This window comes from Arthrobacter sp. Y3223166 (genome assembly GCF_059090935.1).
Genome location: NZ_JBNHGE010000022.1, coordinates 1 through 14,481 on the forward strand (window position 1 = coordinate 1; position 14,481 = coordinate 14,481).

Below are 14,481 nucleotides of genomic sequence, written 5' to 3' on the forward strand. Positions count from 1 at the left end.
CCCCCCCCCCCCCCCCCCCCCCCCCCCCCCCCCCCCCCCCCCCCCCCCCCCCCCCCCCCCCCCCCCCCCCCCCCCCCCGTTTTTGTCCCGCGCTAGCCGGTATTCCGCAATCCCGCGGCGATGCCGTTCACGGTGATCAGCATGGCCCGCTGCAGTGCCTCGTCCGGCTCCGACGTCCGGATGCGGCGCAGCAATTCCACCTGCATGTACGAAATTGGGTCCAAGTACTGGTCTCGGATGTGCAGCGAGCGCTGGAGCACCGGCTGGTTATCGAGCAGTTCGTTCTCGCCGGTCAGCTTCCGGATCTCGGCCACGGTCAGCTCGAACTCGGCGCGGATGTCGTCGAACAGGTGCCGCAACTGCTCGGGCACCAGCGTCGAGACGTAATGCGCCGCGATCTCCAGGTCGGTCTTGGCCAGCGTCATCTCCACGTTCGAGATGAAGGACTGGAAGTAGTGCCAGTTGCTGATCATCTCGCGCAGCTGCGGCTGCAGTCCGGCGGCCCGGGCGGCCCGCAATCCGCTGCCGACGCCGTACCAGCCGGGAACGATCTGCCGCGACTGGGTCCAGCCGAACACCCAGGTGATGGCCCGCAGCTTGCCCAGCCCCTGGCCGGCGGCCGGGCCCGCCTCGGGGTGGTCGGCCGGACGCGAACCGAACTTCACCTCGCTCAGCTGCTCCACCGGCGTCGACGTCCGGAAATACTCCGGCAGGTCCGGGTGCTCCACCAGCAGCCGGTAGCGCTCATAGGCCGCGCCGGAAATCGCTTCCATGGCCGCGTGGTAGCGGCCGCGTTCGGCTTCCGAGGTCCGCGGCTCCTGGTGCAGCGCGGACGCCTGCAGCACCGCCGCAAGCGCCAACTCCAGGTTTTCCCGGGCCAGCTCCGGCAGGGTGTACTTGTCGGAAATGACTTCGCCTTGCTCGGTGAACTTGATCTCGCCGGCGAGCGCGCCGTTCGGTTGGGCAAGGATCGCGTCGTAGGTGGGCCCGCCGCCGCGGCCGACCGACCCGCCGCGGCCATGGAAGAAGCGCAGCCGCACCCCGTGCCGGGCGGCCACGTCGCGCAGCACCAGCTGGGCCTTGTGGATTTCCCACTGGCTGGTGGCCACGCCGGCTTCCATGTTGGAGTCCGAGTAGCCGAACATGACCTCCTGCAGGTCGCCGCGCAGCCGCACGATCCGGCGGTACTGCGGATCCGAGAGCAGGTCGTCCAAGATCTTCCCGCCGCTGCGCAGCGCCTCCACGCTTTCCAGCAGCGGCGCGAAGCCGATCAGCGCCTTAGGCTCGGAGCCGTCCAGCGCCAGCAGTCCCGCCTCGCGCGCCAACACCGCGGCGGCGAGCACGTCGTCGGCGCCGCGTGCCCGGGACACGATGTACGTCTCCACCGCGTCCGGACCATACTGGCGCAGTGCCTCGGCGATCGCGCCGAACACCTCCAGGGTGCGTGCGCGCTTCTTTTTCAACAACGACGGCGATGCCAGCGGTCCGGGCTCGAGCAGCAGCGAGGAAAGCAGCTGCTGCCGCGGTCCGCGGGCCAGCTCGAGGTAGCCGGACGGCACAGCAGCGTCGGCCGCAGCATCGATGCCGCCGACGGCTGTCACCACACCCGCCGAAACAGCCGCGCCACCCCCAGCTGTCGCCACATCCCCCGGAACAGCCGCGCCACTCCCAGCTGTCGCCACATCCGCCGGAACAGCAGCCGTCCCGCCCGAACCGGCCACTCGGCCCGCCGCAGCACCCGGGGCCGCGGTCACGCCGGCCGGGGTCCGCGCGGCATCCCGGGCGGCCAGCAGGGCCGCGACCGCCTTGTGGTGCTTCCCCGCGTTGTCCCGGAAGTCCAGGGTGGCCAGGTGCAGCCCGATGGTCGAGACCGCGCGGCGCACTGCGGCCAGCGAACCGTCCGCCACTAACGACGCGGTGTGGGCGCGCAGGGATCGCTCGATCGGGGCCAGATCGGCCAGCACCTCCGCCGTCGAGCTGTAGTCCCGCCCGGGCTCGTGTGGGAGCCGCCGCTGGATCCGGGCGCTGGTGTTGAGCAGCTTCGCCTTGATGCAGGTCAGTTTCAGCCGGTAGGGCTCGTTCGCGTTCAGCTCGCGCACCCTGGTGTCTAGGCCCGGCAGGTTCTCGAGGTCCCTGGCCACGGAATTCAGCAGTTCGTCGCTGGCGGCCACGATCGTCGTCGAGTTGGACAGGACGGCGATCAGGCTGTCCACAAAGCCGATGTTGATCCGCACCGCGTGCTGGTTCTGCAGCTGGAAGACCTCATGCGTCACGTCCACGGTGACCAGCGGGTTGCCGTCACGGTCGCCGCCGATCCAGGAGCCGAAGCGCAGCGGCGCCCGGTCGGCGGGCAGCGTCACGCCATGTTCGGAGAGCAGTTCGGCCAGGTCCCCCATCAGCTCCGGCATGGTGTTGTTGAGGATGTTGCCCAGGTAGTAAACGGCGTTGCGCGCCTCATCCACAGGGCTCGGCCGCACGTGCCGCAGCTCGTCGGTCTGCCACATCTGGTCGATGATCTCGGCCAGCCGCCGGTCCTGCCGCCGCCGCGCCGTGCTTCCCTCCGCCGTCGTGGTGGACAGCAGGTCGGAGATAGCGCGCAGCTTGTCCAGCACGGTGCGCCGCGATGCCTCGGTGGGATGCGCGGTGAAGACGGGGCGGACGTCGAGCTGGTTGACCGCGTGTTGCAGCGCCTCGGGTCCCGCTTCCTCGGCAATCTGGGCGACGGTGCGAAGCAATTGGCCGTCTTCCTCCGGCCGGGCACGCAATTGGCGCACCCGGTGCACCTGTTCGGCGGCGTTGGCCAGGTGGAAGTAGAAGGCAAAAGCCCGCACCAGATCGGTGGCCTCGTCCACGTCCAGCCCCGCGAGCAGTTCGCGGACCTGATCAATCACCTCGCGGGCGGTCCACGGCCCGGTGGCCTCGCCCTCGCCCCGGGCCGCTTCCTTGGACTCCTTGGTCAGCAGCCGGACCTGCTCCACCAGGTCCAGCAACTCCGGCCCGTGCTGGCGCGCCAGCGATGCCCCCAGGAGCGTGCTCACCCGGCGTACGTCGGCGCGCAGGCTCGCGTCGAGGTCCCGGTCGCGGGCGGCGTGCGGCATGGGTGCGTCCTTTCGCGTCATGCGGGCGGCTGCGGCGGGCGTGCCGTTCCCGGGGGACTCCAAGCTTCGGCACGGTCCACCTCAAGCGTACGACGGCGGCGCCTCGCCTTTCGCCGAAGGGTCCCAGAGGCGCCGGTCGCCCGGCGTCATCCGGATCGCGGCGGTTACTTGGGCGCAGCCCGGGAGCGCCGGTTACTCCCCCGCCCACCGACCCTCGGGTTACTTGGCCGCCATCCGGTTCGCGCCGGTTACTCCCGGCCACCGGACCCTTCGGTTACTTGGGCGCCATCCGGATCGCGCCGTCCAGCCGGATGGTTTCGCCGTTGAGCATCGAGTTGGCCACAATGTGCGCAGCCAGCTCCGCATACTCGGCCGGCCGGCCCAGCCGGGACGGGTGCGGCACCTGCTGGCCCAGCGATTCCTGCGCCTGTTGCGGCAGCCCGGCCATCATGGGCGTCTCGAAGATGCCCGGCGCAATGGTGACCACCCGGATCAGCGAGCGCGCCAGTTCGCGGGCCAGCGGAAGCGTCATGGCAGCCACTCCGCCCTTGGACGCGGCGTAGGCGGGCTGGCCGATCTGGCCGTCGAAGGCCGCCACGGAGGCGGTGTTGATGATGACGCCACGCTCGGGCCCGCCCAGTTCGGTTTCCACCGGTTCGGTGGCCGCGATGGCGGCGGCGGCCAGGCGAATCACGTTGAAGGTGCCGACCAGGTTGACCTGTATGACCTTGGCAAACGCCTCCAGCGGCAGGACCCCGTCGCGGCCCAGCACTTTGCCCGGGGTGGCGACGCCGGCGCAGTTGACCACGATCCTCAGCGGTCCCAGTGCCGCGGCCTCCTCCACCGCGGCCTGCACCTGTTCTTCATGGGTCACGTCGGCGGGCGCGAACACGGCCCGGTCCCCGAGTTCGGCGGCGAGCTCTTTCCCCTTCGAGCCGGGCAGGTCCATCAGCACTACCGACGCACCGGCGGCATGCAGTCGGCGGGCCGTCGCAGCCCCCAGCCCCGATGCTCCGCCCGTGATCAACGCTACGGTTCCGGCTACCTCCACTGGATCCTCCTCCGGGTCCTCAACACTCATCCCTCCGGCCGCCTTCCTGCCGGCGGCATTGCAACCCTCAGCCTAGTGTGGCCCGGCGCACACCCCGGGCATCGGCGGGCAGATTCCGGCCTGCGCCGCGCCGATCCGCCGTTAGGCTGGTCCACATGCCCACCCTGCCCGGCGGCGGAGCACTCCGCCCGCCCAAGCCCGTTCTGGCGGCCGGACGCGCGGACGAGGCCGCCATCGCCGTCGTCCGCCATTTCCGCCAGCGCCTGCTGGGCCTTCCGTTCACCATGCTGGGCGCGGTCCGCCGACCCTCCCCCGGCCGCGGCGGGCCGTGGCACTACTGGTGGCAGGCCCACTTCCTGGACTGCCTGGTTGATGCCGGGTGGCGGGAGCTGCGCAGGGGCCGGCATTACGACGGCGGCACCGGGCCGAGCGCCGGCCGTCTCGCCGCGCGGCTGCTGCGCACGCTCCGCTGGCGCAACGGATTCCGCTTCGACAACTCCTACTACGACGACATGGCCTGGCTCGCGTTGGCGGCGCAGCGGCTGGACATGCTGGCCGCCGAGGCGCACAAGCCCCGCTTCCGGAACAGGGCCGCGGCACGCCGCCTGCTGCCCCAGCTGGAATCGGCGCACACCCCGGACCTGGGCGGCGGCCTGTTCTGGAACACCGCCAGGGACTTCAAGAACACCCCCGCCACGGCACCGGCGGCCCTGTATCTGGCGCGCACGGGCGACCGGGCGCAGGCCGCCCGGCTCCTGGACTGGTTGGACGCCACCCTGTACGCGCCCCGGCAGCGGCTATATCTCGACGGCGTCCGGGTCGACGGCGTCCGGGTCGACGGCGGCCGGCCGGTTTTGGTGAACGACCTCTACACCTACAACCAAGGGCCGGTGCTCGGGGCACTGCTGGAAACGGGCCGCGACGCCGACCTGGCGCGGGCCGCCGAACTGGTGCAGGGCATCGCGGCCGGTTTCGTCCAACGAACTTCGGCGACCGACGGCGACGGCGGTCAACTCGTCCTGCGCACGCACGGCGCCGGCGACGGCGGCCTGTTCACCGGGATCCTGGCCCGATACCTGGCCTTGGCTGCCCGCTCGGACCGGCTGCCGGACTCGGCGCGGGAACTGGCCGCGCGGATGGTCTTGGACACCGCGCAAGGCTTTTGGGGCGGGCGGACCCTCGGAAACCACCGCACCGGGGAGGCGCTGCTCTTCTCCCCCGACCCAGGGGTTCCGGCCGCCGCAGCGGGCGGGCCCGGCGGCGGCGTCGAGCTGTCCACCCAACTGCAGGCCTGGATGACCCTGGAAGCCGCCGCCACGCTGCCCGCCTGAGCGGGCGTGGGCACCGGGGTCGGCGCGGGCGTGGGCACGGGCGTCGGAACGGGCCGGGGCCCGTGCACGCCCCTGCGCCCGGCAGTCAGGACGGCTTCTTCTGCTGCGGATACGGCGTCTCCTGCCGGGCCAGCATCTCCACGAAGCCGGCGATCTTGCGCTGCCGGGCGGCATCGGTCTTCAGCTGGGCCAGCCGGTGGATCAGCGCGAAGCGGTTCTGCGAGGTGAGCACCTCGAACATCGCCTGCGCTTCCGGGACGGCGGCCATCGCCGCGGCCAGGTCTTCGGGCACCTCGGCCGTGGCGGGCCCGGCGTAGGCCTTCTCCCAGCGGCCGTCGGCCTGCGCCGCGGCCACTGCAGCCCGGCCGGCCTCGTGCATCTTCCCGGCCTGCTCCAGCCGCTCGATGTGCCCGACGTTCCGCAGCGACCAGATGCTGCGCTTCGTCCGCGGGGTGAAGCGTTGGAGGGTGCTTTCCGCGTCGCGCCGCTTGCCCTGCCCGTCGATCCAGCCGAAACACAACGCCTCGTCCAGGGCGGCGGCATAATCCAAGGCTGTAACCGTTCCACCCTTCTTGCCCAGGATCAGCCAGACGCCGGCCGACGAGGCATGGTTCTCCTCCAACCAGGCCCGCCATGCGGCGGCGTCTGGCACCAGCAACTCCGGAAGCTCAACGGCCATGCCCTCATGGCAGCACGGCAGGGCCGCGCCGTCTAGTGTTTTGGGGTATCGTCCCGTGCCGGCCCAAGGAGGAACCCAGATGCTGCGCGTCCGTCCCGTATTGTCCACCTCCCGCATCGGGCCGTGGCGGGAGTTGTTGACCGCGGCGGGGTTGGCCTGCGTGGCCCACGACGGCGGTGCCCGGCATGAGTTCGCCGCCGGCTCGGGGCGGCTGGACCTGCGCCCGGCCGATCCCGGCGACGCCACCGACGGCAGCGTGGAACTGGGCTTCGAGGTCCGCGACCTCGACGAATTTGTCCGCCGCACCGTGGCCGACGGCACGCGGGCGGAAATCGAGGAGGCCGGCAACGGCCGGTCCGCGCGGATCACCGCACCCTCAGGCCTCAGCTTCCTGGCACGGGCCGCCGCGCCGGCGTTCGGGCACGACGCCGGGCACCACCCGCCCGATCCGGCGCTGGCCGTCATGCCGGTCTGGGTGACGCCGGACGTAGCCGGCGCTGCGGCCACCCTCCGCGGAATCGGCGCGCGCCCCCGGTTCAGCGGCGACGCCACCTGCATGGTCTTCGCGGCGAAGAACGGCGGGCTGGTCGAGGTACAGCCAGGCGATACGGAGCAACTTGGGCTGGCCTTTGAGTACGACGGCGACCTGTGCGCCTTACGGGAGCGCCTCGCCACGGCCGGTTACGACTGTTCCCGAGCGGACGAGGCCGGCCGGCAGGTCCTGCTGGTGGGGCATCCTGACGGCGCGAACCCGGCCGGCGAAGGGTACCTGCGGTTCAGCGCCCCGCGAAACGGTTCGGCTGGAGATCACCCGCTGCCGCCGACCCTTTGGTCCTGACGGGACCGGCGGTTCCGCGGTTCTGGCGGGTCCGGCCGTGGCTGGGCTGCACTGGAACGGACGCGCCGGGCGGGGCGGCCGGCGTGACTGGCGTCGCAGGGGTGCGGTAGAACAAGTACATGAGCGTACGTACTCCCGACCCGTATCCCGGCTGGCTGTCCCACGAGGACCTGCACGAGGCGCGGCAACGCCTGCCGATGCTTTACGTAGAGGCGGTGCCGGTGCGGCTGGACTCGCTGGGATATGTCACGGAGATCGGCCTGCTGCTGCAGGCTTCGGACGAAGGCGAGATGGTGCGCACGTTCGTCTCCGGCCGGGTCATGTACCGCGAGACGGTCCGGGCCGCCCTCTTGCGCCATCTGGAGAAGGACCTCGGCCCGCTGGCCCTGCCGCAACTGCCGGCCAGCCCGGTGCCTTTCACGGTGGCGGAATACTTCCCCTCGCCGTCCGAGACCGGGCTAACCGATGACCGGCAGCATGCCGTGGCCCTGGCCTACGTCATCCCGGTCACCGGGGAATGCAACCCGCGCCAGGACGCCCTGGAACTGAGCTGGATGACGCCGGAAGATGCGCTGAGCCAGGCGGTCCAGTCCGAATTCATCGGCGGCCGCGGCAACCTGCTGCGCCAGGCCTTGGCTCACGCGGGCTGGTGCCGCTGACCGCCGCCCGGATGTCGGAGGGCTTACCGCCCGGTGGGTCGGCGGGCTGACCGCGGCCGAGTGCCGGCGCAGGCCTCCCGCCGAGTGCCGGCGGCTTGACCGCCCGGCTACTTCGGCAGCATCCAGACGTACATCTGGGCGGCGAGGTCCCGGGACTCCTCCCGGTGCTGGTCCTGGTAGCTCAGCCGCTTCAGCTGGACCGGCCGCTGGCTGCGGCGGTTGGCCAGATCCGTCAGGGCCGCGCCGGCGGCATGCAGCAGCACGGTCAAACGGCTCCTGCTACGGAACTGCTCGGGGTACACGGGGGCGTGTGTCGGCGCTTCGCCAAGGCGGGCCTCCGGGGCAAGAATGATGCTCATGGCTGGATTCAGCTTTCACAAGGATGTAGGGCTGCTGTGCGTGAGGTGCTTCGTCGGAACAACCGACGAGGTACGGTTCCGGCGGGAACTTCGATGTCTTGACGCTATCGGCGATCGCGGTCATCTTTGGTCCTCGATCCCGAGCCGGACACCGATTTTTTGGGCCCGCGGTCTCCGGTGCCGAGATCAACGCCCGGGCGCACCGTCCCTATTCCCAGGATTTGGACAGCGCGAGAGGCCGCTCACAATCCATCGTTTCATCAAGACGGCGGGCCGGACACCGGGCCGCACCTCCCCCGGAAAAGATAACGAATTCATATACTGTTCAGACGATCGCGAGCGTGACTAAGGATTTACCCATGACGGAACAGCAGGCCGAGACATACATCCACCATGTCAAGGCCGAGGCCGTAGCCGCCGGCGCCCGGTTCCTGACCCGCTCCGGCGAGCACTCGGCGCCGGTGGCAAGCACCGCCGTTATACCCGACGATTTCGGCACGCCGGCGCTGGTGGTGGCCACGCTGGAAGACGGCAGCAAGGTGCGCATTGCCCATGGCTCGCGCATCCGCGTGGCTTCCTCCCGCCGGCCCGCGCCGCTGCCCGGCGCGCTGGCGCTGGCTGAACTGGAACTGATCCCGGCTGAGGAAGGCACTCCCGAGGCGGTGGTGGTCGAGGTGGCGCGGGCACACGCACGCAATGCCCGGGTGCAGCGGCTGGCCGCACGCCTGAGCCGGGGCCTCAACACCAAGGCCGGCAGCCACCTGCAGGACGTGCGGGACCTGGCCCATATCCTGTTCGTGGAGCTGGACGATCGCGAACGCGCACTCACGGTCTGCCGGCTGATCATCGACCAGCCGTTCGACGGGAACTTCGGCCGGTGGAAATGGATTCAGTCGGCGATGGCCATGGCCGCCTACATGCTGCGCGAGTCCGGCGACGAGGAGGACCAGCAGGAAGCCCGGAGGCTGGCCGAGGCGCTGCGCACCCCCGACGACGCCGACGAGGACCCGTTCCGCGCGAAGGTCAACGCGGAGGTCCGCCAGCGCCAGCTGAACGAGCCGAACCTCTACGACAAGGAAATCCACCGCGCCATGGCCGCCGCCGACCGCGACGTGGAGCGTGAGTGGCGCGAACTGCGCTTGAGCTCATTGTTGTACCTGCGCACGCACGGCGGATCGGAGGCCCTGGAGCCGGTCGAGTTGGACCGCCGGATCAGCAACGAGCTGGTGGCGATCCGCGCACTGGACGCCCAGCAGCGGAACTCCTAGGCCCGTTCCGCCCGACTCTGGCCACCCCTGCGGCCCCGCGGGTAGAGTCGGCCGCATGACGGATAGCGGCGTTGCACCGGCGACCGGTCCCCTGAGCGTCCACATTAATGCGGACGCCCGCCAAGTCTGGGTCATGCTGCGCGAGCCCAGGTCGATTGCACAGTGGCACGGCTGGGACATGAAGGGCCTGGACGAGGAGATCCGCGAGATCTACTTCACCGGTGCCACCGAATCCGAAGACCACAAACAACTCACGCTGAGCGACGGCGATGCCTTTATCCTGAAGCCGGTGGGCGACGGCGTCCAACTGAGCCTTGAGCGCGGCCTGGAGTCCGGCGAGAAGTCCGACGAATGGTGGGAGGACGTCACCGAAGGCTGGCTGACCTTCCTGCAGCAGCTGCGGTTCGCCCTGGAGCGGCATCCCAACGACCCACGCCAGACCACGTACCTCGGCGCGGACTCGCTGCCGCACGGCGGGCTGCTCGCCAGCCTGGGACTCGACAACCTGCCGGAGCCTGACGAGCCGTACTCCGCCACGCTGTCCACCGGTGAGGCTCTCTCCGGCAAGGTGTGGTTCCGGTCGGAGCGCCAGCTCGGGCTGACGGTGGATTCATATGCCGACCATGGCGGCGGCCTCCTGATTGTTGCGACGACGCCGCCGCATCCGGAGGGCCGGCCGGAGGGCGGCTGCCAGGTGCTGATCAGCTGTTACGGCCTCGGTGCCCGCCGGCTCGCCGAAATCCGGAAAGCCTGGGACGGCTGGCGCAGCAGCGCGCTGCCCGAAGCCGACCCGCTGGTGCTCGGCAGCACCGCGGGGCCGGTCGCCGAATAGACCACACCGCACCCCGCCGGACGGCCGGCGGGCGAACCCCGCTCATCCCTCGCCGCGGTGCTTGCGTTGGAAGCGCCGCCGGTTCTTCATGCGCACGGTGCGCTGGTGCATCAGGTACACCAGGCTGAGCCCTACCAGCGCACCGATAGCGGTCTGCAAAGCCCGGTCCACCATCAGCTCCTGAGGATCCGTGGGGGCAGCGAGCTCGGTCATGATCAGGGCCAGCGGCGTGATGAAGATCAGCGCGAGGGCATAGTGGCGCAGCACGAACATCTCGGCCGCGAACTGCAGCGCCACCACCATCAGCACCAGCACCCACGGCGCCGGGTGCGGGGCCAGCAGCACCCCGGCCACCGCCACGCCCGCAAAGGTGCCCAGGATGCGGTGCACGCCCTTGTTCACCCGCTGGACCAGGCTGGGACCGGCGATCGGGGCCACCGCGGCCACCATCGCCCAGTAGTTGTGCCCCAGACCCACCATGGTGGCGAGCGTCCCGGCCGCGAGCGCCGCGACGGCATTCGCGCCGGCCTCCACCGCGAATTCCCGCCAGTGTGCAGCGGTCAGTTCCTGTTTCGGCGGCGCGGCCATGGACGTCCGCCAGGACGGCACCAACCGGCTGCTGATCCCGATCAGCATGGCCAGCACCACGCTCACCAGTCCGGTCAGCATCGCCTGCCACAACGGCGCCGCCGGCGGAATCGAGCCGATGGCGGCATAACCGAAGGTGAAGAAGATGACCCCGGCCGGCCGCAACCGGAGGTAGTTGACTGCCAGGGAGCACGACCCGGCTACCACGGTGGTGCCGAACACGATCCCCCAGGGTCCGGCGTCGGACTGGGCAGTGAGCGCGCCAAGGAACATGACCATCAGGATCAGGACGCCAAACCAGCCTTGGTGCCGCAGCCTGGAGCCGTGTGCTTCGCCGCGGCCGTAGATCCCCGTGAAGGCGCCGAAGGCGGCGAATACCATCAGGTCAAACCGGCCAAACGCCAGCAGGGCAAGCAAGGGCAGGCCCACGCTGAGACCGCAACGCGTGGCAACAATATGGTCTTGGCGCGCCGGACCAACCCGGAAGAACTCGCGCACGTGCTGCTTCAGCATTTTGCCGCCCTTCGGTTGCCTACTGTAGCTACCTTGCTCCCGTCTTTCATTGGGCGCAGCCACGCACGCACCGCCCACGCACCCAGTGCCCCGGAGTCCGGCCGCCGCCCCGGTAAGGCAAAATGGTGGGGTGCCCCAGTCTGATTTTTCCTTTCGCGTCGGCAGCCGCCTGTCCGACACCGCCAGCCCCGCCCCCGCCCAGGTAGAAGACAACGGGGGCGCGTTCCAGGGCCGGACCGGAACCATCACCACGCCGCACGGAGAGATACAGACCCCCGCCTTCATCGCCGTCGGCACCAAGGCCACGGTCAAGGCCGTCCTCCCCGAGTCGATGAAGGAGCTCGGCGCGCAGGCCCTGCTGGCCAACGCGTACCACCTGTACCTGCAGCCCGGGGCGGCGGTGCTCGATGCGGCCGGCGGGCTGGGCAGGTTCATGAATTGGGACGGGCCCACCTTCACCGATTCCGGCGGCTTCCAGGTGATGAGTTTGGGCTCCGGCTTTAAGAAGGTCATCAGCATGGACGCGGCCGCGGCCGGCAGCGGCTCCGACGACCGGGTGGCACCCGGCAAGGAACGCCTGGCCCATGTGGACGACGACGGCGTCTGGTTCAAGTCCCATCTCAACGGCGACAGGCACCGCTTCACGCCGGAGATCTCCATGCAGGTGCAGCACCAGCTCGGGGCGGACATCATGTTCGCCTTCGACGAACTGACCACGCTGATGAACTCGCGCGGCTACCAGGAGGAGTCGCTGGAACGGACGCGGCGGTGGGCCGAGCGGTGCGTGACCGAGCACGAGCGGCTCACCGAGGAGCGCTCCCACCGGCCGTATCAGGCACTCTTCGGCGTTATTCAGGGCGCCCAGTACGAAGACCTGCGCCGCAAGGCCTGCCGCGACCTCGGAGCGATGAACTTCGACGGCTTCGGCATCGGCGGCGCGCTGGAGAAGGAGAACCTGGGCACCATCGTGCGCTGGTGCACCGAGGAGCTGCCCGAGGACAAGCCCCGCCACCTGCTGGGCATTTCGGAACCCGACGACATCTTCACGGCGATCGAGAACGGCGCCGACACCTTCGACTGTGTCTCCCCCACCCGGGTGGCGCGCAACTCCGCGTTCTACACGCCTGACGGCCGCAAGAACCTGTCCAACCGCCGGTTCAAAATGGACTTCGCCCCCTTGGTGGACGGCTGCGACTGCTACACCTGCGCAAACTACACGCGCGCCTATATCCACCACCTGTACAAGGCAAACGAGATGGTCAGCCACACGCTGATCTCCATCCACAATGAGCGCTTCACCGTAAAACTGGTCGACGACGCGCGGCTGGCCATCGACGACGGTTCCTTCTTTGACTTCAAGGCCGAGGTGCTCGGCCGCTACTACGCCTGATCTACCGGCGCGGCCCGGAACAGGGTTTCGGCAGGCCGGAGGCGGGTCAAGGTCCGGGCAGGCGGAAGGCCGCCGTCGTTTCCGTGAGAACGACGGCGGCCTTCCGTGTCTTGGTGCGGGCCGGGTATCAGGCGGCCAGCGCCACGTCGGAGAGCTCGGTGGCCGGAGCCAGAATGCTCAGCCAACAGTCGGACTGCCCGGGGTCGGCATGTGCGGGCAGCGCTCCGGCCTCCGCACATCCTTGCAGGTCTGCCAGGACTGCCCCGTCCACGGAGGCATTCTGCAGGTCAATGGTTATCTGAAGTCCTGACGCCAGCGAGTTTGCCCGCCTGGCCAGAGAGTAGACGGCCAAAACGTTCCGCTCGTCGACGCGCCCGCGTACCTCGATGTGCGCGGCCGAGCACTCCAGGTCGACCCGGACCGTGACCTTGAGTTTGCCACTCATCGGGCCGCTGCCTTCGGCGCAGCGGAACTTCGGGCCGTTGCCTTCGGCGCGGTGGAATTCCGGGCCACACCGGAGGACACCCGGCGCCGGCGACGACCCGCCCCGGCCTTGCTCTCCAAGGCCCACGACTTATGGAAGCGGCTGCGCTGTTCCTGCGGTACCAGCCGGAGGAACACAGGATGGTTAAAGACCTGCTGCCGGGCTTCCTGGCAGAACGGCAATACGCGCAGGCGGCGGCGGTGGGCTTCAACCAATGCCCGGCGCACCAATTCGTCGGCCAGGCCAAGCCCGCGGTGCAAACGGTCTTCGTCAATCTGGAGGAGCCACATCTCACCGTCTTGGATCTTGTACTGCAGCGACGCCGCTACTTCTCCGTCTACATAGGCGTCGAAGCGTGATGCGTCGTAGTTGTTGCGTATGACCTGCATGCCTCTCCTCACTTAGCGTCTCCAACCGGAGGGCGCGGGCGTGACCCGACCGGACCCCTGGCTGGGAACCTCGGTCCGGCGGTGCCGGACCAAACGGTAATCATGCTTACGATGTAAGCAAAGCATGCTTATTATCAATCTGCAAAACGGCGCAGCTAAATTCCCTTACTACGGACGCAATAACGTACGACGGCGGAAGCGCCGCCGCGGCACGGCGTGGATCGTATCCGCGATCAGGAAAGCTGGCTGTCCAGGCGCTCGAGCAGCCAGTCCAGCGAGGCCTCGAATTCCTGCTTGGCGCGGTCCTGGGACAGCAGGCCCTGCAGTTTCTGCAGCAGCGGATAGTCGGTCAGGTCAGTTTGGCCGGGCGGCGGTGGCGTGCCCTCCTCGACCGGCCCTATATCGGCACCGAGCGCAGCCACCTCCAGTAGCAAGTGGCCGATAAGGAAACTGCTGAAGGCCCGGTAGGCCTCCACGGCCTGTTCGTTGCTGAAACCCGCGCCGGTCATGGCCTTGAGAAACGACTCCACCCACTTCAGGCTGCGCAAGGGCGGCTGTACCCAGGGAGCCTCAGTGGGGCGTGTGGCAATCAGCGGGAAAACCTCCGGATGCTTAACGGCAAGCCGCCGCAGCCCATGAGCCAACCGCAGCAGGTAGTCCTGCCACCCGTGGCGGGGTTCCACATACACTTCCGGGTCGCTGTACAGCTCATCTACCACTATCTCCACGATGCCATCGAGCAGATGCTCCCGCGACGGCACGTAGCGATAGAGCGACATGGCCTCAACATCCAACTCCGCCCCGAGGCGCCGCATGCTCAATTGACGGACCCCGTGCTGTTCGATGAAGGCTGCCCCAGCCTCCAGGATCCGCTGTCGATCGAGGCGCTGCCTGTCGTGGCCGCCGTGGGCCGCATCAGCCGCCGAAGATGTTTCGGGTTCGACCATTGACCGCTCCCTCCTGCATTCGCGCCCCAGCCTACGCGCCGGGCTTCGCCCTGTC

The 14,481-nt window shown here is 69.3% G+C and carries 14 protein-coding genes; 6 read left to right on the forward strand and 8 right to left on the reverse strand.

Annotated elements, in window-relative coordinates:
• Window positions 1–92: 92 nt before the first annotated feature.
• Both AC5RUH_RS10895 and AC5RUH_RS10900 read right to left on the reverse strand, forming a co-directional pair.
• Window positions 93–3,098, reverse strand: a complete 3,006-nt coding sequence (locus AC5RUH_RS10895) for a phosphoenolpyruvate carboxylase (protein ID WP_494128585.1) — start codon at window positions 3,096–3,098, stop codon at window positions 93–95.
• Window positions 3,099–3,372: 274 nt separating this feature from the next.
• Window positions 3,373–4,149, reverse strand: coding sequence for an SDR family NAD(P)-dependent oxidoreductase (locus AC5RUH_RS10900; RefSeq protein WP_494002353.1), 777 nt, complete (start codon window positions 4,147–4,149; stop codon window positions 3,373–3,375).
• 155 nt (window positions 4,150–4,304) lie between these two features.
• Here AC5RUH_RS10900 and AC5RUH_RS10905 point away from each other — a divergent pair, with 155 nt between their 5' ends.
• Entirely contained in the window at window positions 4,305–5,480 is a 1,176-nt protein-coding gene (locus tag AC5RUH_RS10905; RefSeq protein ID WP_494128586.1) for a glycoside hydrolase family 76 protein, read from the forward strand.
• Between the two features lie 85 nt (window positions 5,481–5,565).
• Here AC5RUH_RS10905 and AC5RUH_RS10910 read toward each other — a convergent pair whose 3' ends face one another.
• Window positions 5,566–6,159, reverse strand: coding sequence for a YdeI/OmpD-associated family protein (locus AC5RUH_RS10910; protein WP_494128587.1), 594 nt, complete (start codon window positions 6,157–6,159; stop codon window positions 5,566–5,568).
• 79 nt (window positions 6,160–6,238) lie between these two features.
• Here AC5RUH_RS10910 and AC5RUH_RS10915 point away from each other — a divergent pair, with 79 nt between their 5' ends.
• A complete protein-coding gene (locus AC5RUH_RS10915) occupies window positions 6,239–6,997 on the forward strand; it encodes a VOC family protein (protein ID WP_494128588.1) in 759 nt (252 codons plus the stop codon).
• A 119-nt stretch (window positions 6,998–7,116) separates the two neighbouring features.
• Window positions 7,117–7,656, forward strand: coding sequence for an NUDIX hydrolase family protein (locus AC5RUH_RS10920; RefSeq protein ID WP_494002240.1), 540 nt, complete (start codon window positions 7,117–7,119; stop codon window positions 7,654–7,656).
• A gap of 107 nt (window positions 7,657–7,763) precedes the next feature.
• Here AC5RUH_RS10920 and AC5RUH_RS10925 read toward each other — a convergent pair whose 3' ends face one another.
• Window positions 7,764–8,015, reverse strand: a complete 252-nt coding sequence (locus AC5RUH_RS10925; protein WP_494002239.1) for a hypothetical protein — start codon at window positions 8,013–8,015, stop codon at window positions 7,764–7,766.
• A 359-nt stretch (window positions 8,016–8,374) separates the two neighbouring features.
• On the opposite strand from AC5RUH_RS10925, the gene AC5RUH_RS10930 reads away from it, so the two are divergent.
• Complete coding sequence (locus tag AC5RUH_RS10930; protein ID WP_494128589.1) at window positions 8,375–9,283, forward strand: DUF6707 family protein; 909 nt, start codon at window positions 8,375–8,377, stop codon at window positions 9,281–9,283.
• 55 nt (window positions 9,284–9,338) lie between these two features.
• Window positions 9,339–10,115, forward strand: a complete 777-nt coding sequence (locus tag AC5RUH_RS10935; RefSeq protein ID WP_494128590.1) for an SRPBCC family protein — start codon at window positions 9,339–9,341, stop codon at window positions 10,113–10,115.
• A 42-nt stretch (window positions 10,116–10,157) separates the two neighbouring features.
• On the opposite strand, the gene AC5RUH_RS10940 is transcribed toward AC5RUH_RS10935, so the two are convergent.
• On the reverse strand, window positions 10,158–11,216 hold the full coding sequence (locus AC5RUH_RS10940) for an FUSC family protein (RefSeq protein WP_494128591.1): 1,059 nt from the start codon (window positions 11,214–11,216) through the stop codon (window positions 10,158–10,160).
• An 85-nt stretch (window positions 11,217–11,301) separates the two neighbouring features.
• On the opposite strand from AC5RUH_RS10940, the gene tgt reads away from it, so the two are divergent.
• Window positions 11,302–12,606 carry a tRNA guanosine(34) transglycosylase Tgt gene (gene tgt, locus AC5RUH_RS10945; RefSeq protein ID WP_494128592.1) on the forward strand — a complete coding sequence of 435 codons (1,305 nt, stop codon included), beginning with the start codon at window positions 11,302–11,304 and terminating at the stop codon, window positions 12,604–12,606.
• Between the two features lie 127 nt (window positions 12,607–12,733).
• Here the strand turns inward: tgt and AC5RUH_RS10950 are convergent, their stop codons facing one another.
• From AC5RUH_RS10950 to AC5RUH_RS10960, 3 genes are all read right to left on the reverse strand, one after another.
• Entirely contained in the window at window positions 12,734–13,051 is a 318-nt protein-coding gene (locus tag AC5RUH_RS10950) for a hypothetical protein (RefSeq protein ID WP_494002234.1), read from the reverse strand.
• Complete coding sequence (locus AC5RUH_RS10955) at window positions 13,048–13,479, reverse strand: GNAT family N-acetyltransferase (RefSeq protein WP_494002233.1); 432 nt, start codon at window positions 13,477–13,479, stop codon at window positions 13,048–13,050. Before AC5RUH_RS10955 ends, AC5RUH_RS10950 begins: the two co-directional genes overlap by 4 nt.
• Before the next feature lie 233 nt (window positions 13,480–13,712).
• Entirely contained in the window at window positions 13,713–14,426 is a 714-nt protein-coding gene (locus tag AC5RUH_RS10960; protein ID WP_494002232.1) for a TetR/AcrR family transcriptional regulator, read from the reverse strand.
• Between the last annotated feature and the right edge of the window lie 55 nt (window positions 14,427–14,481).

Excerpts from the sequence above, each read along its gene's own strand:
- AC5RUH_RS10910 (WP_494128587.1), bottom strand. The coding sequence starts at position 6,159 with ATGGCCGTTGAGCTTCCGGAGTTGCTGGTGCCAGACGCCGCCGCATGG.
- AC5RUH_RS10905 (WP_494128586.1), top strand. The coding sequence starts at position 4,305 with ATGCCCACCCTGCCCGGCGGCGGAGCACTCCGCCCGCCCAAGCCCGTT.
- AC5RUH_RS10915 (WP_494128588.1), top strand. The coding sequence starts at position 6,239 with ATGCTGCGCGTCCGTCCCGTATTGTCCACCTCCCGCATCGGGCCGTGG.
- AC5RUH_RS10925 (WP_494002239.1), bottom strand. The coding sequence starts at position 8,015 with ATGAGCATCATTCTTGCCCCGGAGGCCCGCCTTGGCGAAGCGCCGACA.
- AC5RUH_RS10960 (WP_494002232.1), bottom strand. The coding sequence starts at position 14,426 with ATGGTCGAACCCGAAACATCTTCGGCGGCTGATGCGGCCCACGGCGGC.
- AC5RUH_RS10935 (WP_494128590.1), top strand. The coding sequence starts at position 9,339 with ATGACGGATAGCGGCGTTGCACCGGCGACCGGTCCCCTGAGCGTCCAC.
- AC5RUH_RS10895 (WP_494128585.1), bottom strand. The coding sequence starts at position 3,098 with ATGCCGCACGCCGCCCGCGACCGGGACCTCGACGCGAGCCTGCGCGCC.
- AC5RUH_RS10930 (WP_494128589.1), top strand. The coding sequence starts at position 8,375 with ATGACGGAACAGCAGGCCGAGACATACATCCACCATGTCAAGGCCGAG.
- AC5RUH_RS10955 (WP_494002233.1), bottom strand. The coding sequence starts at position 13,479 with ATGCAGGTCATACGCAACAACTACGACGCATCACGCTTCGACGCCTAT.
- AC5RUH_RS10920 (WP_494002240.1), top strand. The coding sequence starts at position 7,117 with ATGAGCGTACGTACTCCCGACCCGTATCCCGGCTGGCTGTCCCACGAG.
- AC5RUH_RS10950 (WP_494002234.1), bottom strand. The coding sequence starts at position 13,051 with ATGAGTGGCAAACTCAAGGTCACGGTCCGGGTCGACCTGGAGTGCTCG.
- AC5RUH_RS10940 (WP_494128591.1), bottom strand. The coding sequence starts at position 11,216 with ATGCTGAAGCAGCACGTGCGCGAGTTCTTCCGGGTTGGTCCGGCGCGC.